This is a genomic window from Pseudomonas coronafaciens pv. oryzae str. 1_6, from assembly GCF_000156995.2.
In the GTDB taxonomy this organism is placed as follows: Bacteria; Pseudomonadota; Gammaproteobacteria; order Pseudomonadales; family Pseudomonadaceae; genus Aquipseudomonas; species Aquipseudomonas tremae.
Genome location: NZ_CP046035.1, coordinates 2,166,366 through 2,191,438, shown reverse-complemented (window position 1 = coordinate 2,191,438; position 25,073 = coordinate 2,166,366). Strand labels below are relative to the sequence as shown.

The window sequence follows — 25,073 nt, the reverse complement described above, 5'->3', positions numbered from 1 at the left end:
CTGATTGGGCTTATTAAAAACTCAAGGGACGGAACGGCGTATGACAAGCGCAAGGAATGGTCTAGGGAAAAACGGCGCTGCGATGGCCAGAGCCCCTATTCAGAGATACGTGATTTTTTTTGGCTTTTCTAACCATCATGGTTAATACTGCGCTCAAGCAACCTCGGTATGATTTGCAGAAGATGCAGATTGCGGCTGCTAGGGAGGACGGATTTGCGATCACTCCACGAGCTCGTCAGGACGCGGAGAACCTTGAAATGCCTGAACTTGCCGTGCGTAACTTGATCCGAAGTCTAACACCCTCGGACTTTGACCATGTTTGGTTGCTCAGGGACGACAGAAAACGTCTGATTTTGGATCCAGAAGGTAAGGAAATTGCAATGGACGTCTATTTTCCGTGGATTACTGCTCCAAATGGGGCTAAATGCCAAGTTTACCTAAAAATGAAATTTAGTGAATCGACCATCTCGGTGACCAGTGTTCAATCATTGCATCAGCAAAGAAAATGAATAATCAATGCCCTATATGCGCGAGCTTAAACGCGCTCCAGAGAGTTAAATACATCTTCATTGCGCGGCCAATGCCAGGCCACAGCGTCGAGCTTGAGCTCCCGGCATTTGAGTGTTGTGTGTGCGGCGAGCAGGTCGAGACGCCAGAACTTGTCGTACAGAACAGCGCTATGATTTCAGAGGCTAAGCTAGCTTGGCTAGCCGACCACGAATCTAGTGACAGAGCTATAGGCTATTTAGTCAAGGAGCTACGTAACAATTTTGGCGTCTCCCAAAAGGAGTTCTCTATAATGACTGGAGCTACAGGCAATTCGATTTCTAAATATGAATCGCATTCTATTGTTCCGTCGGCGTTAGCCCGAAAATTATTTACAGTCTTAGCCAAGAGCAAAGAGTCGCGTCAAATTCTAGCAAATCAGTACCACAACGAGCACTCAACTGCGCTATCCCCGCCAGCTACTATGGTAGAGATAGTCTCAATAAGTTTAGAGTCTCCCAACGCGGCTGCTGGAGCATTGCCAATATTCCCGATTAGCTTTGGATCGTTATTGAAATTCTTCACCAAGACTTTTGATTTTGGCCCTGCTAACAAGCAGCTGCCCGAGCGCATTCAAACCGTCACAAGTGCGGCTAACGAGATGATGTATAAGGAGTTTAGCGTCTTTCCTGTCAGCCAGTCATTACCGAAATCTGCACCGGTACTCAATCTATGCTAAGCAAAGCTCCTAAGCCGCTCAATATGATATTGTGCGAAGACATCCGCCAAGAGTCTGGCCACAAGGTCTCGCTAATAGGCGTCTATACCGAAGGGCTGATATTCCAAATCAAGGATCATAAGTCCCCCACACCAATGCGAGCTCAGCAACTTGCTTTTTACGCGTCATTTGAGCCTTTAGTTCAGGACGCAACCATTCGGATTCGATTATTAGATCCTACCGGCGTGACGATTCTTGAAACCCAAGAGGGTCTCATGCCGAAAAGTGATAGAATTACAGTCGTCGCGTTTAAAACGATTGGTTTAGAGTTCAAAACGGTTGGCAAGCACAAGGTAGAGTACTCTTTTGACGATAAGAAAGTACCATTCAACTTTAATATTAGTCAACAGTTCGCCGAATCACTGGAGTAGCGCAAACGCGTTCGTTATCGCCACAGGTGCTAATATGGAGGGAGACCTCTAGTTTTTTTGTAATCATCAGCTGTTGCGATCCTTGACAACCTGATTTTTCGCTCTCTCATCTATGAGAGAGCGGTAAAGTCAAATGATTCGCAAGACTGATATTACCTACATTCATTGACCACCTCTAATTCGTCAACGACCTGCACAGTCGGATCGTCGTCGTCCAGCGCTCCCCAGTCCAGGGTCACCGATCCATCGTCGTTGATAGTCACGTCCACAGTGTCGGTTTCCGACAGCACGCTCAGTACCTCTCCCCACTCGAGATCACCGTCAGTATCTAAACGGTGGATCGTCACCGATCGTCGCTGCTGGGCGGTAGGGTGATTTATCATTCCTGAAACCCGCAGTCCAAGCCGCTCAACACCAGCTATTGCTTCCTGCACTGCCGTTCTAGGCTGCTTCTTCGCCATTCCGTACCCTCTGCTCTGATGCTGTATATAAAAACAGCGCTCGGACAGAGTAGCGTGAAGATTGCGGAACCGTAAGTCTTGACGTCCAAGCTCCTAGGATGTAAATGGACGACGCGGAAGTTAAGTTTCCTAAAATAAATGTTGACGGCTTGTGTTTAGTTTTCTAAATTTAGGGCATCGAAACGCAACAGCCCCTCAACAGGGCCTTAGCGAATTGACCACTCTTTAACATCGTCAAAGACAGACCCTGACGCCAGACGGCAGTTGAGTTCAGGGACCAACACGAAACACAGCCAGCTTCGGTGTCCGGTATTCGGCCCGCAAGGTTGGCTGAGGATTTAAAAGCACCGGTGCGGCACCTTCACTAGAAGGTGCTCTCGTGTGTGATCAGCATGTAAGATCGAGGAATGGAAGAAACGATCACTGTCGGAAAATGGAAAGGCCATCTTGGTCGGGGCTTGGCGCCGCGCGAGCTTGAGTTCGTGCTTTATGTTGCCCAAGGTCTCACATCCAAGGAGATTGGAAAGGTTGCTGGGCTGTCCTCCAACGGCGTCGAAAAAAGGCTCAGCAGCGCGATGTTCAAGCTTAAAGTAACCAGGCGAACCGCAATGGTCGCCCAGGCAATCAAGCTACAAATAATCACTCCACTCTAGCTTCAAACCGCGAAAGCGGGACCCTGCATCACCCTCCCCCAAATCAAACGACCGCATCGGCAGGTGCCAGGCCAGTCTAACGGCTGGGTTTGGTCACCCGCGCCTGGCATCTGGCCAATGCGGTCAAGGAGCCTCACATGCATCAGACAATCAGCCAGCGTCGTGCAATCCTCGAAGACCTGCGCCAACGCTGCAACCTTTCCACCGCCGAGTTTTACGACAAGGTTGGCCGCTTCAACCCTGCCACCCTGCCGCGCTTCACGGTGGTCCCAAACGGCAATAACGAGTTCGGCATCATCGAGCGTTCGACAGGTGCTGTGCGCGGTGTGCATCGCGGCCACAGCGCGGCTTGCAAGGCCGCAGAGCAGCTGGAAACGCAACCTATACGCCAGCCATCGATCGCGACACACATGCTGCGCTGGACTGCAGCCATCGCCACCGCCTTCGTTCTCTTCGCGCTGTACGGTGCAAGCTGATGATCAGTCCAGAGCTGAGCACGATTCAGCGCAACAAACAAAGGTCTGCAGCGCTCGAGGCCGAGGTAGCGAAATTCCTCAAGCGCGGCGGTGTAATCGGAACGCTGAAGGGTTTCCCGGTCAGGCCGCAGGCTAAGCCTTATGGCCGTATGAGCGCGCCAAGCGTGCAACAGCCTGCACCGCGGCGCCGCACAAAAGAGGCATTACGCGCAATAGCCCCGAACGATGCGATTCCAGACAAGTGCCACGCACGCGGTGAGCAGGTAGAGGCCGTCCGCAAGCTTGCCGAGACGATGACCATCACCGATGTCATGCGCAAAACCGGCGTGAGCATCTACAGGCTTCGGAAAATGGCCCGTGTGCATGGCTTCGAATACACGGCGTTCGTCCCGACCTCGAACCTCATACCTTATCAACACGATCCGGTAGCTGACGCATTGAACGTAGTGCGGATCAAAGCCGCCCGCGATCGCGGCATATCGCAGAAGGCCGCCGTCGTCGAGCTCGGGCTGAGTAACACGATGATCAAGCGGCTGATCCGTGAATTCAACATCGACTACCCGCTGCAAGGACCAAGCCCGAAATGAGGCGCATGCAGTCCCGCGCCAACCATCGCCGCCGCCCTCTTCAACTCAACATCCCACCCAGTGGACTCAAGCCCCCGGAGAAACAACCATGTCGAAGCCGACAGACACCAGCGAATTCCTGAACGAACTGAATGGCGGGGCTTTTGCCAGCCAGATCGGCCACGCCCTTTCCGAAGTCGCCGCCGGTGTGGTTGACCACGGCAAGGCCGGGAAGCTGGTCATCACCCTGGACTTCACCCAGATCGGTGAATCTCACCAGGTGAAGATCAAACACAAGCTCGATTACAAGGTGCCGACCAAGCGCGGCACGCGCAGCGAGAACACCAGTCTGGATACGCCAATGCACGTTGGCACTGGCGGAAACATTTCCCTGTTCGCCGAAAAGCATGACCAGCTGTTCACCCGTGAACAGGCACCCATCGTTCCCCGCACGTAAACGCTACCCACCACGAGAACTGCAATATGTCCCTCACGAAAGAAGCAATTCAACTGATCACCAACACCGCGCTGATCGCGGACGGCAAGGTCTTGGACACCGTCACGCCCACCATCGTCCTGCCCGAAGGCGCGAAGGTCGTGAACCTTGAGCAATTCGGCGCGGGCCGCAGCCGCTTCCGTGGCACGTTCTCCACCAACTCCCTGGCGGACTTCGCCAAATATATTTCCGACCGCGCAGTCGCCGACGCGAAAGGCTTCATCAATCAGGACGAAATGACCTGTTCGGTGCTGTTCAACCTGGGTAACGAGGAAGTGCCAGGCCACGCAGATGATCGCGCCGTGCTGAAGCTTAAGCCAACCGCTGCCTATCAGGCCGTGCAGGCTATAAGTGGCAAGGCCATGTCTCAGAAGGATATGAGCGACTGGATTGAAGACTGGCACAGCACGCTGTCGGCGGTTGGCGATGAGCTGCAGAACATCCCACTGGCCAAAGCCATCGCCGCCGTGCGCACGATCACGGTCAAGGCATCGTCGGAAAGCGATCACACTGTCAGCGAGACCCGCGCCAGCCGCAGCGCAATGGATGCCATCGAGGCAACCAGCAAGGAAACCCTGCCCACGTCGCTGATCTTCTCGGCTGTGCCGTTTGAAGGCGTGCAACTGCGCGAGATCATCCTGCGAATCTCGGTTATCACCAGCGGCGCACAACCGGTGCTGAAACTGCGCTGGGTCGGCGAGGACGTGCTGCGCGAAGAGATCGCGCAAGAGTTCAAGTCAGTTCTGCAAGTGAAGGTAGGTGATGCAGCGCAGCTGTCACTGGGCAGCTTCTCAGCCTGATGCATGAGGTTCCGCGCCACGAAATCCTGGTTGACGAAAACGTGGCGCTGGAATTCAGAAATCAAAGCTTGGCCGAGATTAGGCGCGACCCAGGTGACGAAGTTATAGCTCCAGATCAGCTTCAATCGGGGCTCCATGGTTGATGATGCCAAACCATTCGAACTGACCGATCGTTTTTAAAGCTGCACGCTTGATGCCTTCAGCGACCTCGTCGAATTCTTCAACTGAAGGGCACAGTTCGAATGTGCAGCAGGAGCTGTTTGAATCGTAGAACAGGCTAATCACACGGCTTTGCAATCCCGTTTTTGCAATGGCAACACAGAAACTCAGCATCTCCGCTAACTCATTTGCTTTGCCATGCCTTGTATCGATGTCAATGCCAAATGCTTTCATCGAGTCTACGGACACTTCACCTGCATACATTTTTAGCTCCTTGAGTCGGCTCCATGCCGAACCCCCGATATTACCCAAGTCAAACCAATTTGCCACCACCGGACACGGAGGGCGGCGCCTGACCGGAGATAATCCATGAGCCACAACTGCGCATACGTCCGGCAGCACTATCAGGTGCCCGCCGAGGTAGGTCGTCGAGTTATCGCCTACGGTAAGCCCGGGATCATCCTGGCTGATCGCGGCCACTACATCGGCGTGGTGTTGGATGATGATCCTAAAAAGCGGATCAGCAACTACCACCCTACGCACGAGGTTCAGTACGGCGAAATGGCCGAGAAACTGCCTCTCAAGGAATACGAAGTCATCACGGCCAAAAACTTCGACTGGTTCGATGTGGTGCATGACATCGGTGACGCTCGGCACTACGTTGAGCGAGTCTGGGCAGCAACGCCGAGTCAGGCCAAGTACCAAGCCTTCAAGCGCTTGGAAGACTGCTTCGACAGCGGCAAAGCGATGTGCTTCTTCAAGGTCCGACGCGCCTAGCCCCACCCTCACCTATTGCGCTGAACGTGTTGAGGCCTTCAACGAGCCGTTCGCCCAAATCGATAGCCTTCGTATAACGCAATTTCGCAGGATATGGACGCTTGCGACTGATTAGCCTAAGTGACGCACCCCTTAGTCAATATTGTTTTCGTCCAAAAATCTCGCTATTTGCTTGGTAGCATTGCTTTGCATGTGATCAGAGGTCGTAACAATCATGTCATCACCATAATCAGACTTTAGTCTTCGGATTTCATCCGGAAAGTCGAGACCGAAAAACACTATGAAACGAAGCCCCAACAAGTCAAACTGAATCGCACTAGCATGTTCAGCTTTTGTTTTCGACGGAAATGAAAACATTCCGTTCAAGCCGCTTTGAGTATTAACATCCACAACCATAAATATATCGCCAATTCTCCCAGAGGGATTCAGCAGGTAACTTTCAATAACTTTTAGTTTCGACAGCGAAAAAACTTTAGCACAGCTATTCACACCGATGAAATTAGCAGGCCACTCCGCAGCGCGCCAGACAATACTAACGCCAAAATAGTAAAGAGCATCTAGCACCTCTAGAGGCAGACTACCGGTATTATAAATAGATCTACGCTGACTGATTGATGCAGGTAAATATGCGCCCAAAATATCCAGCATAGGGAAACTAGTATAGCTACCCCAAAGCTTTGAAACAGGAGCCTCACCAAATCTCGAAAAAAGAATTTCACAAGCACCACATAAAAAGTCAGCCGTCACCTGTTTGTCTGTTCTACCTGCGCGACGGGAAAGCGTATCGATCCTCAAGGGCGATCCCCCACCCTGAGTTTTAGGATCTCGCACAAGCCTATATGCTGCTTTCGGCACTAAGTGACTTTTCCGAATAATGCCGTCTTTCTTACATAAACCACATCGCCCCGTTTTCATTTTCTATCTCAGTTTTTTCAAAGGATCTCGAAAGATTGCAGGGATTCATTTAATGAGAATACATTATGTCACTTTACAAAATTTGCGGGACGACGGTCGTCAGCTTTTCCGGTGGCCGGACCAGCGCCTACATGCTGCGCCAGGTGCTGGACGCCAACGATGATCTGGACGATCTGATCGTCACGTTTGCCAACACCGGTAAGGAACACCCCGCCACCCTCGACTTTGTAAACGAATGCGCGCGGCGCTGGCAGGTGCCCATCGTCTGGCTTGAGTACCGCGACGATGATCGAGGCTTCGCCATTGTCACCTACGAAACCGCCAGCAGAGACGGCGAGCCGTTCGAAGCGCTGATCCGCAAGCGCAGCTATCTGCCCAACCCAGTCACACGGTTCTGCACCATTGACCTCAAAATCAGGGTGATCCACAAATATCTGCGGATGGTTGGATGCTCCACAGAGGAAACGCCAGTCGACATGATGACCGGCATCAGGGCAGACGAGCCACGGCGCGTGGCGAAGATCCGGCACCGCAAGACCACGACAGAGAGCAAACACGCCACGATGGTGATGCCACTGGCTGATGCGGGCGTAGGTGTGCAGCAGATCGGAGAATTCTGGAAGGCTCAGCCGTTTGATCTGGAGCTACCAACGATCAATGGCCGCACCCTGGAAGGGAACTGCGACCTGTGCTTTCTCAAAGGTGCAAAGCAGGTCTACTCGATCATTGCCAGCGACCGGAGCAAGGCCGACTGGTGGGCTCGGATGGAGCGCACTGCTACACAGAGCAGTGCCGCTACCACTGACGGAGCGCTGTTTCGCTTCGACCGGCCGAGCTATCAACAGATGCTTGACTACTCCGACACCCAGTTCGATATGTTCGCCGACCACGACGAGGCGATTGCCTGTTTTTGCGGCGACTAAGTATGTTTTAAAGCGGCGATAATGCCGGTAATCATACCTGCCGACCCAAAGAAGATAGGAACCCAAAATGCAATCGCCTCCCTCTTCGCTTTCTGTTCCTCTCGTATTAATCGTCTTGCTTCAACAACGCCTTTCGGGGTTAGATATTTCGGCTGCGAAGGATCATTATCAAAATCAACGCTTTCCCACAGAGACTTATCGCGACGATCTGGAAGAGGCACGTTCAAATCGTCAGCAATTCGGGAAAGATACTTAGTCATAACGAGCTGACGCCATTCATAAATCTTATCCGACTCCTGAACGTAGTATTGCCAATTGTCTCCTGGCTCGTGGGGGAAGTGGCTTTGCAATGCTTCTTCTTCCAAGCGAATTCTTTTCATAACACGTTTGTGCTCAAACCACTTCCAAAGCTTCATTCGAATCTCCCTTAAATTCAGCGACTATACCGTCGAGGTATCTCTATGCTCAATCTCTTCTGGCGACTGCTAGCCAAACTACTCGCGCGCCCGGCAATCGCTGCCTGGCTCATCACACGCGCCCAGCGCACCCCATACCTGCACATACGGTCAGCTGATGGCAGAGAGGTTTACATGGGCCGCTGGTGGCTGTTCAACGCCTACGATAGGGGAACTCACCTCGGGCGCTTCCGATGGTGCCATTGGTCGATCCGGGTACACCACATCATGCGGCCCGACGCCGACCGGGACCTGCACGACCATCCTTGGGATGCACGCACGGTCATCCTGCGCGGCTTCTACAAGGAGCAGCGCCGTTACTTTTGGCTGGCTAGCGATCCTACCGACCTCGACTACTGGCGAGAAGCGGGCGACACCGCCCAGCTCAAGCACGGCGAATACCATCGCATCGACGAAGTGTCGCCCGGCGGCGTGTACACGCTCTTCATCACCAGCCGCTGGAAAGGCGACTGGGGCTTTCTGGTCAACGGCGTGAAGGTCGCTTGGCGTGAATACACAGGGGAAAAATCATGAGCAATGAATACAAGCGCCCTGCGGTTGTTTTGACCGAAGAAATGAAGCGAGCAGCACGCAACGCGCCTCTGCCAATGGTCTTGCTGGACTCGATATCAGCCCGTCAGGATTTGGAGTTTGAGTCGAAGTTCTACGCAGCGATTGCAGCAGCCCCTCAACCGCCAGCGACCGAACTCGTTGCTGCTGGTCTCAACCTGCAACTGATCGTGACCGAAGCCTTGATAGGCATGATAGCGGCAGTGACGAGTACGAGCCCGCCAGCAAACGAGCCGCCCCCGGCCTTCATTCAGGCGGGAATTGACCGCGCGGTTAGCCGGATCAGCGCCCACCTCGCCCCGCTACAGGCCGAGATTGAGCGGCACAAGTATAAGGCCGAGCTATACGACGAAGTGTGGAATCTTGCCACCGGCCTCGGCTACATGAACGTGACAACGGCCATAGGCGAGCTTCGCAAAGAGCGCGACCGGCTCAAGGCGCGGTGTGATGAGCTGGAAGCGTTGCTGCTTTTGATCCGTGATCAACCTGCGCTCAACCCAATACACCGCGCTCGCATCAAAACCATCATGTGCAAACCAGCCGGGGGCGAGCAGGTATGAGCAAAGTCCGACGCTGTGCCGCGAGCCCGGTGCAGCCTGAGTTTTCCTTGTGCGGTGAGGCTTTCGACGCTTTTGACGACAAGCTCACAAGTGAACCCTATGAAATAGCGGCGTCCGATCAGTCCATCAGTTGCCCGATGTGCTGCGAGGCTATCCGCGAGATCAAATCTATCCGCAACCCTCTGCGCCCCCGGAGCCGATCATGGGCATGACCAACAAACCGAACGACGTGCGGGTGTCGCGTGAGCTGCTAGAGCGTGCCCTTGCGTGCGCAACCTCCAACAATACCTCGAACTGGTCCAGCCGCCTTTGCGAAGACTTGCGGCTCGCACTTGCGCAGCAAGGCGATCAGCAGGGCGAGCCGGTGGCGATTACAGAATTGCTCCACATCTTCGACTCCAATAAGGGGGCTGATCGAACCTTGGTGATCAGCAAGAAGCTTGCTGCCCAACTTCTCGCCGATCAGCCCGCCACGACGAAGGTGGTGCTGCCTGCTCGGCTTCAATGGAATGGCCTGGGCAACGCCGCTAACAACCTAAAAGCCTCCGCCTGGAATGCCTGCCTTGATGAAGTCGCCAAGCTGAACCACGGCCAGTCATGACCAACAAGCCAACCTGCTGGCGTGCAGCGGCCCAGGCAGTGCCGAAACAACCGAGTATCAACGCCGAAATGCCGATACTTGAACTCATAAAGCGCTTCTCCAAGGGTTTGACAGGGCCTCACTTTTGCCAGGTGCGCCCGAACACCCCGCAGTAACCACCCCCTCTCAATCAATTCAATGTCAGCCGCGTGTGCGGCAAGGACGAAGTCATGCCCGAAAAAAGTTCACCAACTCTAAACAGCGCAGCGCGCGACGTCATAGCTGAGCGCCAGCGGCAAGTATCGGCCGAGGGCTATTCGCTCTATCGCGACGACGCCTACGTTAAAGGCGAGATGGCCGAGGCGGCATCCGTATATTCCAGACTAGCGGGCCAGCCAACAAGCATGAGCTCTGCGTGGCCTTGGGGCCAAGACAAATTCAAGCCCAGTTCTGACCGCCGTCGCGACTTGGTGAAGGCTGGCGCCTTGATTTTGGCCGAGATCGAACGTCTCGACCGCATTCCACTAATTAAGAGCTGGCCCGTTAAGCGTGACGAGAACGGATTTTTTCAGCATCCCGACCTCCCAGACTTCGATGAGGGTGACGGCGACAAGTGCAAAGCCTGGATTGCCGAACAAGGCCTCGAGGTGGTCAAGGACGAACTTGAGTATGCAAGCGACAAAGCTGTTGCTGATCGCTACTTCGAAGCGGGCGACCCTGATTGCAGTTACTGGGAGCCGGATCGCCCTGATGGTGAAGGCTGGTTCTGCCTGGCTATTCATGACACAGACGATGGCCCGGTCTGCTGGTGGGCACGGCGGGTGGTGACGCCATGACCCAGCCCAAGGAAAGACCGATCCTGTTCAGCGCGCCGATGGTGCGCGCCATCCTGTCCGGCCAGAAGACAGTCACGCGACGAGCCGTGAAAGCGACCAAGGCGCACGCGGACGGCTTCATGATGCTTGACCACGGTAACGGCTGGTGGCCATACAACGCCTTTGGCGACTTCACGTCTGACCACGAAGGCATGGAATACCCAATTGCCTGCCCATACGGAAAGCCCGGTGACCGACTGTGGGTGCGCGAAAGCTGGCAAGACGTTCATCCAGTTCAGGTAGCTGACGGCCGTTATACGCAGCAAGGCCGTGCCGGCATACCCGGCCCGCCTGGCGTGACCTACCAAACAATTTATCGCGCTGACGGCCCGTATCCGAAGATCTACCACAGCCATCATCACCCTTACCGAACGTTGCAGCCAGACCATGATCACGGCATGAACAGCCCTGCGCAAAGCGGATACACAGGCTGGACTCCAAGCATCCACATGCCGCGCTGGGCAAGCCGCATCCTGCTGGAAATCACCGACGTGCGCGTCGAGCGGTTGCAGGATATCAGCGAGGATCAGGCCAGAGCCGAAGGCGTACGGCTTTACACCGATCATGCCGAACTCAGTGAGTGGTGGCACGTTGATGGGATCGAAACATACAGCGCTGACCCGCGCAAATCGTTCGAGCTGCTCTGGACATCCGTCGGAGGCAACTGGAACGCAAACCCGTGGGTCTGGGTAGTCGAGTTCAAGCGTGTGAAGAGCTGACTCTATTCGCCATTCAATATCCAAATTGCGAATAAAGCCGCAGCAATTGCCATGACAACGACAATGAAAATCGCCAAGCCAATCCAAACAATGGATGTTTGCAAGTACAAAACCTCTGGGTGAGGAGCCGTTGCGGCACCTCTGGACGCTAGCCGGTCGCGGTTGTCGCCTACCTCACGATAAATATCAGCTCCCCCCGGCCAGTCGACGCAATGCCATACCTGAGCTCGCCCAGGTACTGATCGTGCATTGAGTAGACCCGGTCATCGATGATTCTGAAGATCATCTTTTTGCCTGACCAGACATTGCCGTCGATAGCCCGCCTGCCGAGCCTGGCATTGCGCGGGCCGTAGACCTCGTCCGTGGTTGTGGTGCATTCCATGACCGCTCCTTGGTGTTGCGCCAGCTCCTGCTGGGTGTGTGGACCATAGCAGTGAACGGCAGTAACTGCCGGATATCCCCTTCCCTACAGAGCCAGCCGGTGATCGGCGGGCGGAGATGTGCGCATGAATAAAGACGAACTGGCCTCACTCGGGCCGAAGATTCGGATCGCGATTAAAGCAGGCCAACAAGCCGCGGAAGCCTGCCAGAACGATGGCGGCAGCGCGAACCTTGACCGGGTAGTAATTCCAATGCCGGGCGTACGCGAGGCGGCGGTGATCAGCAGCGGACTACCCGGCTACCTGTCCAAAGCAAACACCTACCACTCGCGCGGGCTTCATCTGGGCGCGCCATTCGGAGGACAAGGAAACCGCCGATACGCCGGAGTTCAGGCCATGCACAGGTCACTTCAAGGGCAAGCCGTGGATTGCTACGTCTACTACCAGATCGATTAACCCCTTCCGCCGCCCAGCGCGGCCCGGAGCAATATCATGAGCAAAGTTACCCTCGACGAGTGGGCGGCCGACCAGTTCCGGACGCCGCCCAGCCTGAACACGCTGCGCAAGTGGGCTCGCGAAGGACGAATTGCGCCAGCACCCGTAAAGCATGGCCGGAGCTACTATGTAGAAGCCGAGGCGCAATACAGCGAACCCGAAAAACCGATTGTCCGTATTACGGGCGGAAGCCTGATCAGCCGAATAGAGAGTGCACGAAATGGTTCCAAGGCCGCGTAAAGCAGGGTCAAAAGACCTACCGCCTAACTTGTATCGAAAGACCGATAAGCGTAACGGGCATACCTACTACACCTACCGTGACCCGGTCACCGGCCGCATGTTCGGCCTGGGCAAGGACAAGGCGGCAGCGATTATGGAAGCTGCCGCCGCCAATCATGCAGACGTACTGAAGCCGACATTGGCGCAACGGATCGCAGAGCCAGTCGCAGTGGATGACCGCACATTCGCTGATTGGCTCGGCGAGTACGACCTGATCTACACAGAACGCGGCTTAAGCGCCCACACGACCAGAAGCATCAAGAGCAGACTCAAGGTCATCAACAATGCTTTCGGCGAAAAATACATGCGCAGTATTCGGACAATGGATATCGCGACGTTCCTCGCCACATTCACCAAAGCAGGAAAAGCGCCAATGTCCAAAGCATTGCGGTCGCTGCTAAGGGATGTATTCACAGAAGCCATTGCGGCTGGATGGTGTGACTTGAACCCGGTCGATGCGACAAAGGCCGCGAGGTCAAAAGTGAAGCGTGGACGTCTAAGTCTCGAACTCTGGAAAGCAGCTCACGCTGCGACTGACAGACCTTGGCTGAAGCGTGCGATGGAGCTTGCTCTACTCACGGGCCAACGCAGAGACGACATCGGCTCGATGCTGTTCAAGGATGAGCATGACGGCTTCCTGCATGTCATTCAGTCGAAAACCGGCGCTCGCCTGCGGATCAGCACCAGCCTCAGGCTCGAAGCAATAGACCTTGACCTGTCGAACGTAATAAAGATGTGCAGAGACAGGGTGCTGTCAAAGCACCTGGTGCATCACGCGAGAACGGTCGCCGTCGCAAAAGCAGGGAGTCCAGTAAAGCTGAATACCCTGACGCTGGCCTTTGCCGAAGCCAGGGATAAGGGTGCTGCTGCTCTAGGCATTGACTTAGGTACGAGCCCGCCCAGCTTCCATGAAATGCGATCCCTGGCCGCACGACTTCATGCGTTAGAAGGCCGTGATCCTCAGAAGCTCCTAGGTCACCGCAACGCAGCGATGACTGAGATGTATAAGGATGGTCGCGGGTCGGAGTGGATCGACGTCGCGTAATTCGTTTTAGGAATATATTGGGGGAGTTTTGGGGAGGATTTTACCCCCTTTAAAATCAAGTAGTTACACTATCGTGGTGTTCCTGACTGCAACATGCCGATCATGAGCGGCTATGACATGGCGTCCGCCATCCGCACCCTGGAAGGCTCGTCAGCCCGGCCCCGTTGCCCGCTGTGGGGCTTTACGGCCAATGCCCAGCAAGACGAGATAGACCGTTGCCTGGCTGCGGGCATGGACGACTGCCTGTTCAAACCCATCAGCCTGTCGACGCTCAGCGAGCGACTAGGCACGATATCTCCTCTGGGGCGCACAGCCGCGCTGCCTTTCCGCCTCGACAGCGTCAGCAACCTGACCGGCAACCGCCCGGAGATGGTCGAACGCCTGATCGCCCAATTGCTGCAGAGCAACCACGAGGACCGGTTGTCACTTGCCAGGTTGGCACTGGAAGACAATCGCGGGAAGACCGTCGAACTGGCGCACAGGATCAAGGGCGCAGCCCGCATCATCAGCGCCTCGCGGGTGGTCGAAGCGTGTGACGAACTAGAGAAGGCCTGCGAAGCCGACGTGACAGATGAGCAGTTTCATCTCTGCCAGAAGGCCATCGAGTTGGCGATGATCGAACTTGAGGATGCACTGATTCTGCAGCAGGCCAAACCTGACTGAGAAACACCGGGAGACAATGTAGCGGAGGGGGCATTGCGGGGAACAGCAGGGGAAGCAGGCTATGCCTGCTTCCCCTCACATCAGGCGGCCGGGTTGATTTCTTTTTCCGGGTACCAGACGTCGATCAGCGGGCTGACAGTGACTTCTGTCAGTTCGCTGCGGCCTTTGAGCCAGGCTTCGACAGCAACACGCTGCTCTTCGCTGACCGAGCCACGCTTGCTCAGGCAAACCAGACCGAAGTCGTCGCCGCCCACATAACCAAGACCGTTGGCTTCCATTGCTTCTTTCAGGAAAGCATCAAGGAAAGCATCGATTGCCTTGTCATCCAGCTCTTGCTTGAAGTCCAGGTTCAGTTCAAAACCCAATTCCTGGAACTCGTCCACACACAGTTTTTTGCGCAGACGGCGGGAGCGGTTAGTGGCCATGGGACAATCCTCATCAATAAATATCGGGCGGCACTTTACCAGCTTGGCGTTTTAAAAGCCCGACAATTGCTGTTTGCAATCCGAACATGGCATGTCGGCGACTGCTGAACGAGGTCGATAAAAAATCGCGATTCCGCGCCCTACCTCTGTCACAACCCGGTTCCGCTTGGGGCATAATGCCGCTCGTTCGCGGCGCAGCTTTATGTATTACAAAAAACCGCAGCGAATTCACTACTATAGTTATCGAACAGTTACCGGGGGAATTCATCCATGCCCTCTTTTTTATCTCCCTCTTTGCAGTAGGGTTTTAGTCAATGATCAAGTCGTTACGTCCATTGTTGCTCGCCTCGCTTTTTTTGCCACTGGCCCTGCCCTCCTACGCTGCCGTCGTCAACACCACGCTGCCCCCCAAGGTTCAACAGGCTTTAAAAGCCAGCAAACTCGGCGATGATGCGCTCTCGCTGGTTATGCTGCCGCTCAACGGCCCAGGTACACCGACAGTCTTCAATGCCGATGTGTCGGTAAACCCGGCTTCCACCATGAAGTTGATCACCACCTATGCGGCGCTGGAAATACTCGGCCCTACGCACCAGTGGAAAACCGAATTCTTTACCGATGGCACCCTCAGCAACGGCGTGTTGCGCGGCAATCTGTACCTCAAGGGCGGCGGTGATCCAAAGCTCAACATGGAAAAACTCTGGTTGCTGATGCGTGACCTGCGGGCCAACGGGGTGCAGCAGGTGACCGGTGACCTGATCCTCGACCGCAGCCATTTCGTGCAGCCGCAATTGCCGGTGTTCAACGATGACGGCAACGACACCAACAAGCCGTTTCTGGTCAAACCCGACGCGCTGATGGTCAACCTCAAGGCCCTGCGCTTCGTGACCCGAAACGATGATGGCAAGATTCTGGTCTCCGTCGAACCGCCCATCGCCACAATCCACATCGACAATCAGGTCAAGGCCAGCGCTTCGAAGCAGTGCAGCGGAGACGTTCGCTACAACCCGGTGACCCAGGCTGACGGCAGCGTGAACGTGACCGTGACAGGTCAACTGGGTAATGGCTGCAACTCCCAGACCTATCTCTCGCTGCTGGATCACCCGGCTTACGCGGCTGGCGCAGTGCGGGCTATCTGGCAGGAGCTGGGCGGCACCATTCTGGGCAAGGATCGGGTTGGCGTAGTACCTGCCAACACCAAACTGCTGGCCAAGGCTTTTTCGCCGGACCTGGCGGAAGTTATCCGCGACATCAACAAATTCAGCAACAACACCATGGCCCAGCAGCTGTTCCTCAGCCTGGGAGAAGAGTTTCGTAATGACGCGGACGGCGACGACGGCAAGGCCGCACAACGCGTAATTCGTCAGTGGCTGGCGAAAAAGGGTATCACCGCGCCGCATCTGGTGATGGAAAACGGCTCGGGGCTTTCCCGCGCGGAGCGAGTCAGCGCACGTGAAATGGCGATTATTCTGCAAGCTGCCTGGCGCAGCCCGTATGCCGCCGAGTTCATGAGTTCGATGCCGCTGGCCGGGCTTGACGGCACTATGCGCAAACGTCTCAAACGCACCCCTCTGCTGGGCGAGGCGCATATCAAGACCGGCACCCTGAACACCGTGCGAGCCATCGCCGGTTTCAGCCGCGACAGCAATGGCAATACCTGGGCGGTCGTGGCTATCCTCAACGATCCGCGTCCGTTCGGCGCGTCTTCGATACTGGATGAAGTATTGATCGACCTGTATCGCCAGCCGAAGCTTGCCAGCACGACGGTCTCGATCCAGCAATAAATAACGTCCCTGCCTGCGTCATGAAGGCCCGCTTTCGCAGCGGGCCTTGCTGTTTCACATCAGCGCGCTGTGTGGATGCACCGGATCACGGCTGCTCGGGTTCGACGCGGTCCCGACCAGCCTGTTTGGCGGCATAGACGCCCGAATCGGCACGCAGCAACATCGCGTCGATCCCCTCACCTGCACGCAAGCTGGCAATCCCGAAACTGGCCGTAACAACATGATCGACGCCTTCGATCACTTGATTACGCAACTCTTCACGCAGGCTCAGGGCCAGTTGGTAAGCCTGTGCGCCGCGGGTGCCGGGGCACACCACCATGAATTCCTCGCCGCCCAGGCGACAGAACACGTCATCGCTGCGCAGGCGGTGACTGATTTTTTCCGAGATAGCCTTGAGTACCTGATCCCCTGCGGCATGCCCGAAGCGGTCATTGATGCGCTTGAAATGGTCGATGTCGAGCATGATGATCGACAAATGACCGCCGTGCCGATCGACCCTTTTCAGCTCAGCCTGCATCCGGTCCTGAAAATAACGCCGGTTGTAGGCGCCAGTCAGTACGTCGGTGACCGACAGCTCGCGCAGCTCCTGTTCGACTCGCTTGAGGTCGGTGATGTCTGACACAAATCCGTGCCACAACACACTGCCGTCGGCCAGCCGCTCGGGTGTAGACGCCGCGCGCAGCCAGCGCTGGCCCTTGCTGGGCAGCTCGACGCGATACTCTTCGCTCCACGCCGTCAGGTGCCTTGCACTGGCAAGGATCGAACTTTTGACCCGCACCAGATCCGTTGGATGAATGCGCCGCAGGACCGCATCGGAATCCTCCAACAGCTGTGCTTCGTCGACTTCGAACAATTCGCTCATGCCTGCGCTGGCATACCTGAAGTGAGCACTGCCATCGACGCCCAGATGGTACTGGTAAATACCGCCAGGCACTTGAGACCCCAGCTTCTTCAGCAGCTCCCCCTGCTCGGCCAGGGCTTCGTTGACGCGTTTGTGCTCCGTGACGTCGAGGCACACGGCCAGATAGCCCGTCCATAGCCCCTGATCGTCACGCACGGCCGTGACCAGCATGTCCACGACCAGAGTGCTGCCATCACTGCGCTGCAGGGTCCATTCCTGCGACGGGTGGCTGCCCTCTTGCACGGCATCGAGAAACATCAGTTGGGAGGCGCTGACCGGCCGGCCCAGTTCCCTGCTCAGGCTGCCCGCCCGCAACTCCAGCTCAGCGGACTGATAAAGGTCCATCAGACTAAATTTGCCGAGCACGTCTTCTTGCGCGTAACCCAGCATCTTCTGCGCGCCAACGTTGAAAGTGTTGATCAGGCCATCCAGATCGGTGGCGATGATGGCCACTTCGGTCGCAGCGTCGAGCACGTTGCGCAACTGACCGTGGGCGGCCCGCAACTGCAGCTCGCGCTGGCGTAGCTCGCGAGTGCGCTGAGCTACGCGCTGCAAGGCCCGCTGACGCTGACTGATCAGGCTGTACAGCAAGGCGCTGAGCATCAGACTCAGGAGCCCGCCCAGCCACATCACCCGACCCGGCATCACGATCTGATTGCTCTGGCTGAAAATCTGCGTCGGCCGTACCTCGACCAGGTAATCCCTGTCGCCCAGGCTCAGCAAGCTGCTGGCGTAAAGCTGATTGTTTATTGCGGCAACCGGCGATTGGTAGACCTGCTCGGGCTTTGCCGGTGAGCTCAGGTCCTGCATGGTCACCGAAAGGTTGTCCTGCTCCACAGTGCCCACATTCATCAACTGCGCCAGACTGATGATTGCGGTGACATAACCTTTCAGCCCGGAAGACGGCGAGGACACCGAAAAAACCGGTGCCACGAGCAAAATACCGTAGATATCGGACGGGTCGAGGGCCAGCAGACGGATGCGCGGCGTCGCGACAATATGCTTGAGCAGGCGCGCACGCTCGATAGCACTATGGCGTACCGGCTCGGACGCAATATCCAGACCCAGCGGCGGCGGCACCTTACCAAGGGTCTGGATGAACCGCACAGGGAAATACTCGTCCCGTACATCGGCTATCTTCAGCGCGCCGTTCTCGTCGAGTTCGCGTATGGCGTAGTCGGTCAAACCCTCCTTGCGTGCCTGTGCTTCAAAAGCAGCCCGCTCGGTCCGGCTGACTTTGGGGTTCCAGGCATACGCCTGGGTTCCAAGCAGCAAAGGTGCAACGAAGCCATCAAACTCTGACGGTTCGACCTGCCGAGAGAAAATGAAGAAGCGACTGAGGGTATCAAGCCGCGTGACCTGTCGGTCGAGGCGCTCCTGGAGACGACTGAAGCGTTCGGCCGCCAGCATGTCGAAACGCTGACGCAACTGCCGTTGATACAACGCATTATCAGCCACCGCCAACATGACGGTGAGCGCCCCACCGACCAGAAAAGCCAGAACAGCCACAAGCCAGGGCGACAGCTGGCCACTGATGAAACTCAATACTCTGAGCCTGAAACGTTTCACTGTCATCGGCAGAAACTCATGACGCCAACGAACTGAAGCGTCAAGCTGGCTATGACTTCAGTTATAGCCACTCGCCGATAATTTTCATAGGGCCAGTGATTATTTCAGTTGGGTGTCCATGCTGGCCCGCAACTCGCCTGTTTTCCCGAGTGCAATCCCTCTCAGGGCGATGAGCAGGCCTGTATGAATGCTACAGACCAGCTCATTGCGCTTGATCTCAGGCGTGCGCCATTATTTTCCAGGCGCGATGAATCTTGCCGTTACGGGCAAAGTCAGGGTCGATGGTCTGTGCGGTGATGTCCTCGACCGAGTAACGCTGGGCGAGATTTTCATCAAGCACGAACTTGCGAAAGTTATTGGAGAAATACAACACGCCACCGGGTGCCAGGCGTGCCATTGCCAAGTCGATCAGCTCGACCTGATCGCGCTGCACATCAAAGATCCCTTCCATGCGCTTGGAGTTCGAGAACGTCGGGGGGTCAATGAAGATCAGGTCGTACTCGTCTCGATTGGCCTGTAGCCAGGCCATCACATCACCCTGCTCCAGACGGTTCTTGTCGGAAAACCCGTTGAGCGACAGATTGCGACGAGCCCAGTCAAGGTAGGTACGCGACAGGTCGACACTGGTGGTGCTGCGCGCGCCGCCCTTGGCAGCATGGACGCTTGCCGTCGCGGTGTAGGCAAACAGGTTGAGGAAGCGCTTGCCGAAAGCCTCACGCTGGATGCGCATGCGCATCGGGCGGTGATCGAGAAACAGCCCGGTGTCCAGGTAGTCGGTCAGGTTGACCAGCAGCTTGACACCGCCTTCGCTGACTTCCAGAAACTGGCCTTGGGCACTCTGGCGTTCGTACTGCTTTGTGCCGCTCTGGCGCTCGCGACGCTTGATCACCACGCGACTCTTGTCGATGTTCAGCGCCTGCGGAATAGCAGCCAGCGCATCGAACAACCGGGCGGAAGCCTTTTCCGGATCGATCGTCTTGGGCGCAGCGTATTCCTGAACGTGAACCCAGTCGTGATACAGGTCGATCGCCAGTGAGTACTCAGGCATGTCGGCGTCGTACACGCGATAGCAGTCGATACCCTCGCGGCGCACCCACTTGCCCATCAGCTTGAGATTCTTCTGCAGGCGATTGGCGAACATCTGCCCGCCTTCGCTCAGGCGCGCCTGCTCGACGACCACCGGCTCTGGCTTGATCGGATTGCCGTTCTTGTTGAGTTTTCTTTCAACTTCTTCGACTTCGACCGGGTTATCGCGCTCGACCTGACGCTGCTCGGGAGTGCGACGCTCGCCGGTGACAAACTGATCGGGAGTTATCTTGATCAGCAACAACTTGCACGGCAAGGCGCCATTCCAGAACGAATACTGTTTATGGCTGCGAATGCCCATTCGCTTGCCCAGATCAGGCGCACCGGTGAATACCGCAGCTTCCCAATTGAGACAGGCCTGACGCAGGCGTTCGCCCAGGTTCTGATAGAGATACAGCAGGCTGGCTTCGTCACCCAGACGCTCGCCGTAAGGAGGGTTGCAGATCACCAGGCCTTTCTGGTTCTGATCCGGACGCGGCTCGAAGGTCGCCACTTCACCCTGGTAAACCTTGATCCAGTCACTCAGCCCGGCGCGCTCGATGTTGTTGCGGCCCGGCTGGATCAGACGAGGATCTGCCTCGTAGCCACGAATCCACGAAGGGGTTTTGGCCAGCCCTGCTTCGGCACGCGCCAAGGCTTCGTCGTGCAGCTTGCGCCACAGCGCAGGCACGTGGCCGAGCCACGCAGAAAAACCCCAGCGCTCGCGCTTGATGTTGGGGGCAATGTCGGCGGCAATCATGCCGGCCTCGACCAGAAAGGTACCTACACCGCACATGGGGTCAGCCAGCGCGCCACCCTCGGCGGCAATGCGCGGCCAGCCGGCCCTGATCAGAATCGCGGCAGCAAGGTTTTCCTTGAGCGGCGCAGCACCCTGCTGCAGACGATAGCCGCGCTGGTGCAGGCTGTGACCGGAAAGGTCGAGCGACAGAATCGCCTCACCACGATCAAGGCGCAGGTGTACCCGCAAGTCCGGGTTGATCTTGTCCACCGACGGACGCTCGCCATCAGGCGTGCGCAGCTTGTCGACGATCGCGTCCTTGACCTTCAATGCACCAAAATGGGTGTTGTCGATGCCCGAGCCATGCCCGCTGAATTCCACCGCGATGGTGCCTTCCGACTCGAGATGGTCATGCCACTCGACATCCAGCACGCCGTGGTAAAGGTCTTCGGCGTCCTTCATCGGGAAGCGCTTGAGCACCAGCAACACGCGGTTGGCCAGGCGCGACCAGAGACACAGCCTGTAAGCGGTCTCCATGTCGGCGGAGCCGCGAATGGCTGAAGTGTGCTCGCGGGTCTCTTGAAGGCCCAGTGCAGTGGCTTCCTCGGCAAGCAGACCTTCAAGGCCTTTGGGGCAAGTGAGGAACAGTTCGTAGCGATCCGACATGTGTATTCCAGGGCCTGAGCCGTCAGCGGCGGGCAACGCATTGCCCTGCCAGATTTGAACAGGCGTCTTTCGTGGAGAGCGCCTGCGTGGCACGTTATGTGTGCCGGTCCACCGCATGATTGTGTCATCTCATTGCGGCAGTTTCGGGCGTATTAGAACAGATATCAGGGCCGACGACGTCGTCAATGAAAAGCTGCGTCTGGATAACGCCAATTTGAAAAGTCACATTTCTACGGTGGGTTGACGACCCTTCGTCGCTTAATTACATAAGGCATACCGCCATTACCTGCGGCTGATAAGCGATCTCAATACGTGCTCAAGTGCCCGATTCGACAGGGATTGGTCAAAAGTCGCACGAACGGTTAGTCGCTGCTTATTGCTCGACAGACCTGAATGTGACGTGCTTATGACAAAACGATCATTCACACCGCCCTGTGGTTTGGTTAGAAATCACCACAGGTCATCATTGCAACGGTGATGGCATCAAGGCCCGCCACGCCGGCAGCGGGCACCAACGGCAGAAGATTCTGCCCGACCTCATCACGGGGTCTCAGGGATATTACAGTCAACAGACGAGGGCATTACCCTATGAGAAGACTTAAGCGTGATCCGTTGGAAAGAGCATTTTTACGCGGATATCAATACGGCGTTCATGGCAAATCCCGTGAGCTTTGCCCTTTTACTCTACCGTCAGTACGCCAGGCATGGATCAATGGCTGGCGCGAAGGACGCGGCGACAACTGGGACGGTATGACCGGCACTGCGGGCATCCACAGACTCAACGAACTTCACGCGGTCGGATGAGGCGACACAAAGACTGTCAGGCCTCCATCGGGCTATCAACATGACTGACTGATTCACACCTGCACCATGCACGCCCGACCCGGGCGGCGGGCCGAGGCCCAGGGGCTCTTTCGAAGAGCCCCTTTTTTTGACCGTCGAACCACATCCTGCTAATCAGTCTGTCTTGGGTGGCATGGCCGCAATGGCATCCACCGACTGACGAATCAGTGCCGGGCCCTTGTAGATGAAACCTGAGTAGATCTGCACAAGGCTGGCGCCCGCCGCAATCTTCTCGGCTGCATGCCTGCCCTCGGTGATGCCGCCCGCAGCAATGATCGGCATGCGCCCCGCCAACTCGCCGGCCAGTACCTTGACGATATGGGTGCTTTTTTCCAGCACCGGCGCACCCGACAGCCCACCCGCCTCGTCACCGTGCGGCAAGCCTTCAACGCCTTTGCGACTGAGCGTGGTGTTGGTGGCAATCACCGCATCCATACCCGACTCGATCAGCGCAGCGGCCACCAGCACGGTTTCTTCATCGGTCATGTCAGGGGCGATCTTGATGGCCAGCGGTACACGCTTGCCGTGCAACTGAGTGAGCTCACCCTGACGCAGGCTCAAGGCCTGAAGCAATTGCTTGAGCGAGTCACCGAATTGCAGGCTGCGCAAACCCGGTGTGTTCGGCGAGCTTACGTTGACCGTGACGTAACTGGCGTGTGCGTAGACCTTGTCCAGGCAGATCAGGTAATCGTCCACTGCCCGTTCGACCGGCGTATCGGCATTCTTGCCGATATTGATGCCCAGAATGCCGCTGTACCTGGCCGCCTTGACCCTGGACACCAGGTTGTCGACACCAAGATTGTTGAAGCCCATCCGGTTGATGATGGCCTCGGCGTGCGGCAGCCGGAAAACACGCGGCTTGGGATTGCCTGGCTGGGGACGTGGCGTCACGGTGCCGATCTCGACAAACCCGAAACCCAGTTGCGCAAAACCATCGATGGCAGCGCCGTTCTTGTCCAGCCCGGCCGCCAGCCCTACAGGGTTGGGAAACTCCAGGCCCATCACGTTAACCGGCAGCTTTGCCGGCGACTTGCTCAGCAGGCCGTTCAGGCCCAGCCGACCGCCTGCGCCGATCAGGTCAAGCGACAGGTCGTGGGAGGTTTCCGGGGAAAGTTTGAACAGTAACTGGCGGGCCAGGTTATACATGGCGGGATAGGCTCGTGAGCAGCTGAATTCAGGGTGGCGATTATAGACGTGTGCAGGCAGCTCAGGCGAGCGCACGTTAAACTTCCTGTCGGCTGACGATGGCATATGCCTTGCTTTAAACGGTAATCGGCATTCATTCCAACGACGGAGTGGTGCATGGACAACGGCGTCGCTTCCGCCCCTTGCACTGGCATCGGGCAGAACGACGCCTTTTTTCTGGATGAATCTTTATGAAGTACGCGGCATGACTGAACGAACCGGCAACGCCCTGGACTGGGTAGGCGGCAGCGACGCCCCGGAAATGAACAGCCTGGACGTAGGTTTCATGGCGCTGACCGACTGCGCCCCGCTGGTGGTCGCTGCGACTCAGGGTTTCGCCCAGCCTTACGGGCTGAGCCTGAACCTGAAGAGGCAGACCTCCTGGTCCGCGTTACGCGACAGACTGGTCAGCGGGCAACTCCAGGCAGCACACAGCCTTTACGGCCTGATCTACGCGGTGGAGCTTGGAATCAGCGGTGGCCCGGCGACTGAAATGGCCATCCTGATGGGTCTCAACCAGAATGGCCAATGCATCAATTTGTCCCGCGAGCTGCAACAAGCCGGGGTGATCACTCCCGAAGCACTCGACAAGCGCGCGCACCAAAGCGGTTCACGACTGACGTTCGCCCAGACCTTTCCCACTGGCAACCATGCGATGTGGCTGTATTACTGGCTCGCCAGCCAGGGCATCCACCCGCTCGATGATGTGAACAGCGTGGTGGTGCCGCCCACGCAAATGGCCCAGCACCTGCAGGCCGGGCGCATCGACGGCTTTTGTGTCGGCGAGCCTTGGGGGGCCAGCGCCGTGCATCAGCAACTGGGCTTTACCATGGCCACCAGCCAGGCGATCTGGCCGGATCACCCTGGCAAAGTGCTGGGCTGCACCCGTGAGTTCGTCGAGCAGAACCCCAACACCGCCAGGGCGCTGATCATGGCCGTGCTGGAGGCCAGCCGCTTTATCGAGCAAAGCGATCACAACCGGCGCAGCACCGCACAGCTGCTGAGCGGTGCGGATTACCTGGACACTTCGCTGGACTGCATCGAGCCGCGACTGCTCGGTCAGTACAGCGACGGCCTCGGCAACCAGTGGCAGGACCCTCATGCGGTCAGTTTTCATGATCAAGGGCAGGTCAACTATCCGTGGCTGTCAGACGGCATGTGGTTCATGACTCAGTTCCGACGCTGGGGGTTATTGCGCGAAGACCCTGATTACCTGGCGGTCGCCAGTCGTGTTCAGCAACTGAAGCTTTATCGTCAGGCAGCCGAAGCCTTGAGCATAAGCGTCCCGACGACGAGCCTGCGCAGCAGTCAGTTGATCGACGGCAAGGTCTGGGACGGCAGCGATCCGGCTGGATACGCACGCAGCTTCAAACTTCACTCGCTGGCCGATACCGCGCCCGCCGCTTTCAGCCGTTGA

The 25,073-nt window shown here is 56.7% G+C and carries 31 protein-coding genes; 22 read left to right on the top strand and 9 right to left on the bottom strand.

Annotation, left to right across the window (positions count from 1 at the left end; genetic code table 11):
• Window positions 1–119 precede the first annotated feature (119 nt).
• Genes POR16_RS09800 through POR16_RS09790 form a run of 3 tightly spaced genes read left to right on the top strand, consistent with a single transcriptional unit; the run spans window position 120 to window position 1,635 of the window.
• Window positions 120–509, top strand: coding sequence for a hypothetical protein (locus POR16_RS09800; protein ID WP_005897572.1), 390 nt, complete (start codon window positions 120–122; stop codon window positions 507–509).
• Entirely contained in the window at window positions 506–1,225 is a 720-nt protein-coding gene (locus POR16_RS09795; RefSeq protein ID WP_005897570.1) for a type II toxin-antitoxin system MqsA family antitoxin, read from the top strand. Before POR16_RS09800 ends, POR16_RS09795 begins: the two co-directional genes overlap by 4 nt.
• A complete protein-coding gene (locus POR16_RS09790; RefSeq protein WP_005897568.1) occupies window positions 1,219–1,635 on the top strand; it encodes a DUF6941 family protein in 417 nt (138 codons plus the stop codon). The genes POR16_RS09795 and POR16_RS09790 overlap by 7 nt, the downstream gene beginning before the upstream one ends.
• Window positions 1,636–1,787: 152 nt before the next feature.
• Here POR16_RS09790 and POR16_RS09785 read toward each other — a convergent pair whose 3' ends face one another.
• Window positions 1,788–2,096: a DUF1654 domain-containing protein gene (locus POR16_RS09785; protein WP_005897566.1), complete on the bottom strand. Its 309-nt coding sequence runs from the start codon at window positions 2,094–2,096 to the stop codon at window positions 1,788–1,790.
• A 407-nt stretch (window positions 2,097–2,503) separates the two neighbouring features.
• On the opposite strand from POR16_RS09785, the gene POR16_RS09780 reads away from it, so the two are divergent.
• The 5 genes from POR16_RS09780 to POR16_RS09760 all read left to right on the top strand — a co-directional run bounded on the left by POR16_RS09780 (window position 2,504) and on the right by POR16_RS09760 (window position 5,087).
• Entirely contained in the window at window positions 2,504–2,749 is a 246-nt protein-coding gene (locus tag POR16_RS09780; RefSeq protein ID WP_005897565.1) for a helix-turn-helix transcriptional regulator, read from the top strand.
• Between the two features lie 137 nt (window positions 2,750–2,886).
• Window positions 2,887–3,225 carry a hypothetical protein gene (locus POR16_RS09775; protein ID WP_005897562.1) on the top strand — a complete coding sequence of 113 codons (339 nt, stop codon included), beginning with the start codon at window positions 2,887–2,889 and terminating at the stop codon, window positions 3,223–3,225.
• Entirely contained in the window at window positions 3,225–3,812 is a 588-nt protein-coding gene (locus POR16_RS09770; protein WP_005897559.1) for a hypothetical protein, read from the top strand. Before POR16_RS09775 ends, POR16_RS09770 begins: the two co-directional genes overlap by 1 nt.
• An 88-nt stretch (window positions 3,813–3,900) precedes the next feature.
• Entirely contained in the window at window positions 3,901–4,248 is a 348-nt protein-coding gene (locus POR16_RS09765; protein ID WP_005897557.1) for a hypothetical protein, read from the top strand.
• 26 nt (window positions 4,249–4,274) lie between these two features.
• Window positions 4,275–5,087: a YfdQ family protein gene (locus POR16_RS09760; RefSeq protein WP_005897555.1), complete on the top strand. Its 813-nt coding sequence runs from the start codon at window positions 4,275–4,277 to the stop codon at window positions 5,085–5,087.
• Between the two features lie 102 nt (window positions 5,088–5,189).
• Here POR16_RS09760 and POR16_RS09755 read toward each other — a convergent pair whose 3' ends face one another.
• Window positions 5,190–5,510, bottom strand: coding sequence for a hypothetical protein (locus POR16_RS09755; protein WP_005897552.1), 321 nt, complete (start codon window positions 5,508–5,510; stop codon window positions 5,190–5,192).
• A 105-nt stretch (window positions 5,511–5,615) separates the two neighbouring features.
• On the opposite strand from POR16_RS09755, the gene POR16_RS09750 reads away from it, so the two are divergent.
• The gene (locus POR16_RS09750; RefSeq protein WP_005897549.1) at window positions 5,616–6,023 is read left to right on the top strand and encodes a hypothetical protein; all 408 of its coding nucleotides are present in this window, start codon (window positions 5,616–5,618) and stop codon (window positions 6,021–6,023) included.
• Between the two features lie 132 nt (window positions 6,024–6,155).
• Here POR16_RS09750 and POR16_RS09745 read toward each other — a convergent pair whose 3' ends face one another.
• The gene (locus POR16_RS09745; protein WP_147460270.1) at window positions 6,156–6,938 is read right to left on the bottom strand and encodes a hypothetical protein; all 783 of its coding nucleotides are present in this window, start codon (window positions 6,936–6,938) and stop codon (window positions 6,156–6,158) included.
• Between the two features lie 65 nt (window positions 6,939–7,003).
• Here POR16_RS09745 and POR16_RS09740 point away from each other — a divergent pair, with 65 nt between their 5' ends.
• A complete protein-coding gene (locus POR16_RS09740) occupies window positions 7,004–7,861 on the top strand; it encodes a phosphoadenosine phosphosulfate reductase domain-containing protein (protein WP_005897545.1) in 858 nt (285 codons plus the stop codon).
• Here the strand turns inward: POR16_RS09740 and POR16_RS09735 are convergent.
• Window positions 7,858–8,277 (bottom strand): hypothetical protein, encoded by a 420-nt coding sequence (locus POR16_RS09735; protein ID WP_005897543.1) that lies wholly within the window; start codon window positions 8,275–8,277, stop codon window positions 7,858–7,860. The genes POR16_RS09740 and POR16_RS09735 overlap by 4 nt on opposite strands.
• Before the next feature lie 45 nt (window positions 8,278–8,322).
• On the opposite strand from POR16_RS09735, the gene POR16_RS09730 reads away from it, so the two are divergent.
• The 5 genes from POR16_RS09730 to POR16_RS09710 all read left to right on the top strand — a co-directional run bounded on the left by POR16_RS09730 (window position 8,323) and on the right by POR16_RS09710 (window position 11,620).
• Window positions 8,323–8,850, top strand: coding sequence for a hypothetical protein (locus POR16_RS09730; protein WP_042933093.1), 528 nt, complete (start codon window positions 8,323–8,325; stop codon window positions 8,848–8,850).
• Entirely contained in the window at window positions 8,847–9,446 is a 600-nt protein-coding gene (locus tag POR16_RS26270; protein ID WP_005897539.1) for a hypothetical protein, read from the top strand. The genes POR16_RS09730 and POR16_RS26270 overlap by 4 nt, the downstream gene beginning before the upstream one ends.
• 202 nt (window positions 9,447–9,648) lie before the next feature.
• Entirely contained in the window at window positions 9,649–10,047 is a 399-nt protein-coding gene (locus POR16_RS09720) for a hypothetical protein (RefSeq protein ID WP_005897537.1), read from the top strand.
• 479 nt (window positions 10,048–10,526) lie between these two features.
• Window positions 10,527–10,862, top strand: coding sequence for a hypothetical protein (locus POR16_RS09715; protein WP_042932682.1), 336 nt, complete (start codon window positions 10,527–10,529; stop codon window positions 10,860–10,862).
• Window positions 10,859–11,620, top strand: coding sequence for an ASCH domain-containing protein (locus POR16_RS09710; protein WP_122381107.1), 762 nt, complete (start codon window positions 10,859–10,861; stop codon window positions 11,618–11,620). The genes POR16_RS09715 and POR16_RS09710 overlap by 4 nt, the downstream gene beginning before the upstream one ends.
• Before the next feature lie 169 nt (window positions 11,621–11,789).
• Here the strand turns inward: POR16_RS09710 and POR16_RS09705 are convergent, their stop codons facing one another.
• Window positions 11,790–12,002, bottom strand: a complete 213-nt coding sequence (locus tag POR16_RS09705; protein ID WP_005897532.1) for a hypothetical protein — start codon at window positions 12,000–12,002, stop codon at window positions 11,790–11,792.
• Between the two features lie 124 nt (window positions 12,003–12,126).
• Here POR16_RS09705 and POR16_RS09700 point away from each other — a divergent pair, with 124 nt between their 5' ends.
• The 4 genes from POR16_RS09700 to POR16_RS09685 all read left to right on the top strand — a co-directional run bounded on the left by POR16_RS09700 (window position 12,127) and on the right by POR16_RS09685 (window position 14,482).
• Window positions 12,127–12,456: a hypothetical protein gene (locus POR16_RS09700; protein WP_005897528.1), complete on the top strand. Its 330-nt coding sequence runs from the start codon at window positions 12,127–12,129 to the stop codon at window positions 12,454–12,456.
• 36 nt (window positions 12,457–12,492) lie between these two features.
• The gene (locus POR16_RS09695) at window positions 12,493–12,735 is read left to right on the top strand and encodes an excisionase (RefSeq protein ID WP_002553062.1); all 243 of its coding nucleotides are present in this window, start codon (window positions 12,493–12,495) and stop codon (window positions 12,733–12,735) included.
• Complete coding sequence (locus tag POR16_RS09690) at window positions 12,716–13,819, top strand: phage integrase Arm DNA-binding domain-containing protein (protein ID WP_005897524.1); 1,104 nt, start codon at window positions 12,716–12,718, stop codon at window positions 13,817–13,819. The genes POR16_RS09695 and POR16_RS09690 overlap by 20 nt, the downstream gene beginning before the upstream one ends.
• A 93-nt stretch (window positions 13,820–13,912) precedes the next feature.
• Window positions 13,913–14,482 carry a response regulator gene (locus POR16_RS09685; RefSeq protein ID WP_005897521.1) on the top strand — a complete coding sequence of 190 codons (570 nt, stop codon included), beginning with the start codon at window positions 13,913–13,915 and terminating at the stop codon, window positions 14,480–14,482.
• An 80-nt stretch (window positions 14,483–14,562) separates the two neighbouring features.
• Here the strand turns inward: POR16_RS09685 and POR16_RS09680 are convergent, their stop codons facing one another.
• On the bottom strand, window positions 14,563–14,907 hold the full coding sequence (locus POR16_RS09680; protein ID WP_005732557.1) for a YggL family protein: 345 nt from the start codon (window positions 14,905–14,907) through the stop codon (window positions 14,563–14,565).
• A 314-nt stretch (window positions 14,908–15,221) separates the two neighbouring features.
• Here POR16_RS09680 and dacB point away from each other — a divergent pair, with 314 nt between their 5' ends.
• On the top strand, window positions 15,222–16,688 hold the full coding sequence (dacB, locus tag POR16_RS09675) for a D-alanyl-D-alanine carboxypeptidase/D-alanyl-D-alanine endopeptidase (protein ID WP_005897518.1): 1,467 nt from the start codon (window positions 15,222–15,224) through the stop codon (window positions 16,686–16,688).
• An 85-nt stretch (window positions 16,689–16,773) separates the two neighbouring features.
• Here the strand turns inward: dacB and POR16_RS09670 are convergent, their stop codons facing one another.
• A complete protein-coding gene (locus tag POR16_RS09670; protein WP_005897515.1) occupies window positions 16,774–19,164 on the bottom strand; it encodes a sensor domain-containing diguanylate cyclase in 2,391 nt (796 codons plus the stop codon).
• Between the two features lie 211 nt (window positions 19,165–19,375).
• Window positions 19,376–21,628 carry a bifunctional 23S rRNA (guanine(2069)-N(7))-methyltransferase RlmK/23S rRNA (guanine(2445)-N(2))-methyltransferase RlmL gene (rlmKL, locus tag POR16_RS09665; RefSeq protein ID WP_122381108.1) on the bottom strand — a complete coding sequence of 751 codons (2,253 nt, stop codon included), beginning with the start codon at window positions 21,626–21,628 and terminating at the stop codon, window positions 19,376–19,378.
• Window positions 21,629–22,216: 588 nt separating this feature from the next.
• On the opposite strand from rlmKL, the gene rmf reads away from it, so the two are divergent.
• Window positions 22,217–22,432: a ribosome modulation factor gene (gene rmf / locus POR16_RS09660; protein ID WP_002553055.1), complete on the top strand. Its 216-nt coding sequence runs from the start codon at window positions 22,217–22,219 to the stop codon at window positions 22,430–22,432.
• A 153-nt stretch (window positions 22,433–22,585) separates the two neighbouring features.
• On the opposite strand, the gene POR16_RS09655 is transcribed toward rmf, so the two are convergent.
• On the bottom strand, window positions 22,586–23,617 hold the full coding sequence (locus POR16_RS09655; protein ID WP_053932298.1) for a quinone-dependent dihydroorotate dehydrogenase: 1,032 nt from the start codon (window positions 23,615–23,617) through the stop codon (window positions 22,586–22,588).
• 244 nt (window positions 23,618–23,861) lie between these two features.
• On the opposite strand from POR16_RS09655, the gene POR16_RS09650 reads away from it, so the two are divergent.
• Window positions 23,862–25,073 carry a CmpA/NrtA family ABC transporter substrate-binding protein gene (locus POR16_RS09650; protein ID WP_053932297.1) on the top strand — a complete coding sequence of 404 codons (1,212 nt, stop codon included), beginning with the start codon at window positions 23,862–23,864 and terminating at the stop codon, window positions 25,071–25,073.

Coding starts and splice junctions, on each gene's coding strand:
- rlmKL (WP_122381108.1), bottom strand. CDS start 21,628: ATGTCGGATCGCTACGAACTGTTCCTCACTTGCCCCAAAGGCCTTGAA.
- POR16_RS09740 (WP_005897545.1), top strand. CDS start 7,004: ATGTCACTTTACAAAATTTGCGGGACGACGGTCGTCAGCTTTTCCGGT.
- POR16_RS09795 (WP_005897570.1), top strand. CDS start 506: ATGAATAATCAATGCCCTATATGCGCGAGCTTAAACGCGCTCCAGAGA.
- POR16_RS09780 (WP_005897565.1), top strand. CDS start 2,504: ATGGAAGAAACGATCACTGTCGGAAAATGGAAAGGCCATCTTGGTCGG.
- POR16_RS09735 (WP_005897543.1), bottom strand. CDS start 8,277: ATGAAGCTTTGGAAGTGGTTTGAGCACAAACGTGTTATGAAAAGAATT.
- POR16_RS09690 (WP_005897524.1), top strand. CDS start 12,716: ATGGTTCCAAGGCCGCGTAAAGCAGGGTCAAAAGACCTACCGCCTAAC.
- POR16_RS09785 (WP_005897566.1), bottom strand. CDS start 2,096: ATGGCGAAGAAGCAGCCTAGAACGGCAGTGCAGGAAGCAATAGCTGGT.
- POR16_RS09730 (WP_042933093.1), top strand. CDS start 8,323: ATGCTCAATCTCTTCTGGCGACTGCTAGCCAAACTACTCGCGCGCCCG.
- POR16_RS09745 (WP_147460270.1), bottom strand. CDS start 6,938: ATGAAAACGGGGCGATGTGGTTTATGTAAGAAAGACGGCATTATTCGG.
- POR16_RS09755 (WP_005897552.1), bottom strand. CDS start 5,510: ATGTATGCAGGTGAAGTGTCCGTAGACTCGATGAAAGCATTTGGCATT.
- POR16_RS09775 (WP_005897562.1), top strand. CDS start 2,887: ATGCATCAGACAATCAGCCAGCGTCGTGCAATCCTCGAAGACCTGCGC.
- POR16_RS09765 (WP_005897557.1), top strand. CDS start 3,901: ATGTCGAAGCCGACAGACACCAGCGAATTCCTGAACGAACTGAATGGC.
- POR16_RS09790 (WP_005897568.1), top strand. CDS start 1,219: ATGCTAAGCAAAGCTCCTAAGCCGCTCAATATGATATTGTGCGAAGAC.
- POR16_RS09705 (WP_005897532.1), bottom strand. CDS start 12,002: ATGGAATGCACCACAACCACGGACGAGGTCTACGGCCCGCGCAATGCC.
- POR16_RS09770 (WP_005897559.1), top strand. CDS start 3,225: ATGATCAGTCCAGAGCTGAGCACGATTCAGCGCAACAAACAAAGGTCT.
- POR16_RS09760 (WP_005897555.1), top strand. CDS start 4,275: ATGTCCCTCACGAAAGAAGCAATTCAACTGATCACCAACACCGCGCTG.
- POR16_RS09720 (WP_005897537.1), top strand. CDS start 9,649: ATGGGCATGACCAACAAACCGAACGACGTGCGGGTGTCGCGTGAGCTG.
- POR16_RS09750 (WP_005897549.1), top strand. CDS start 5,616: ATGAGCCACAACTGCGCATACGTCCGGCAGCACTATCAGGTGCCCGCC.
- POR16_RS26270 (WP_005897539.1), top strand. CDS start 8,847: ATGAGCAATGAATACAAGCGCCCTGCGGTTGTTTTGACCGAAGAAATG.
- dacB (WP_005897518.1), top strand. CDS start 15,222: ATGATCAAGTCGTTACGTCCATTGTTGCTCGCCTCGCTTTTTTTGCCA.
- POR16_RS09680 (WP_005732557.1), bottom strand. CDS start 14,907: ATGGCCACTAACCGCTCCCGCCGTCTGCGCAAAAAACTGTGTGTGGAC.
- POR16_RS09700 (WP_005897528.1), top strand. CDS start 12,127: ATGAATAAAGACGAACTGGCCTCACTCGGGCCGAAGATTCGGATCGCG.
- rmf (WP_002553055.1), top strand. CDS start 22,217: ATGAGAAGACTTAAGCGTGATCCGTTGGAAAGAGCATTTTTACGCGGA.
- POR16_RS09695 (WP_002553062.1), top strand. CDS start 12,493: ATGAGCAAAGTTACCCTCGACGAGTGGGCGGCCGACCAGTTCCGGACG.
- POR16_RS09655 (WP_053932298.1), bottom strand. CDS start 23,617: ATGTATAACCTGGCCCGCCAGTTACTGTTCAAACTTTCCCCGGAAACC.
- POR16_RS09670 (WP_005897515.1), bottom strand. CDS start 19,164: ATGACAGTGAAACGTTTCAGGCTCAGAGTATTGAGTTTCATCAGTGGC.
- POR16_RS09650 (WP_053932297.1), top strand. CDS start 23,862: ATGACTGAACGAACCGGCAACGCCCTGGACTGGGTAGGCGGCAGCGAC.
- POR16_RS09710 (WP_122381107.1), top strand. CDS start 10,859: ATGACCCAGCCCAAGGAAAGACCGATCCTGTTCAGCGCGCCGATGGTG.
- POR16_RS09685 (WP_005897521.1), top strand. CDS start 13,913: ATGCCGATCATGAGCGGCTATGACATGGCGTCCGCCATCCGCACCCTG.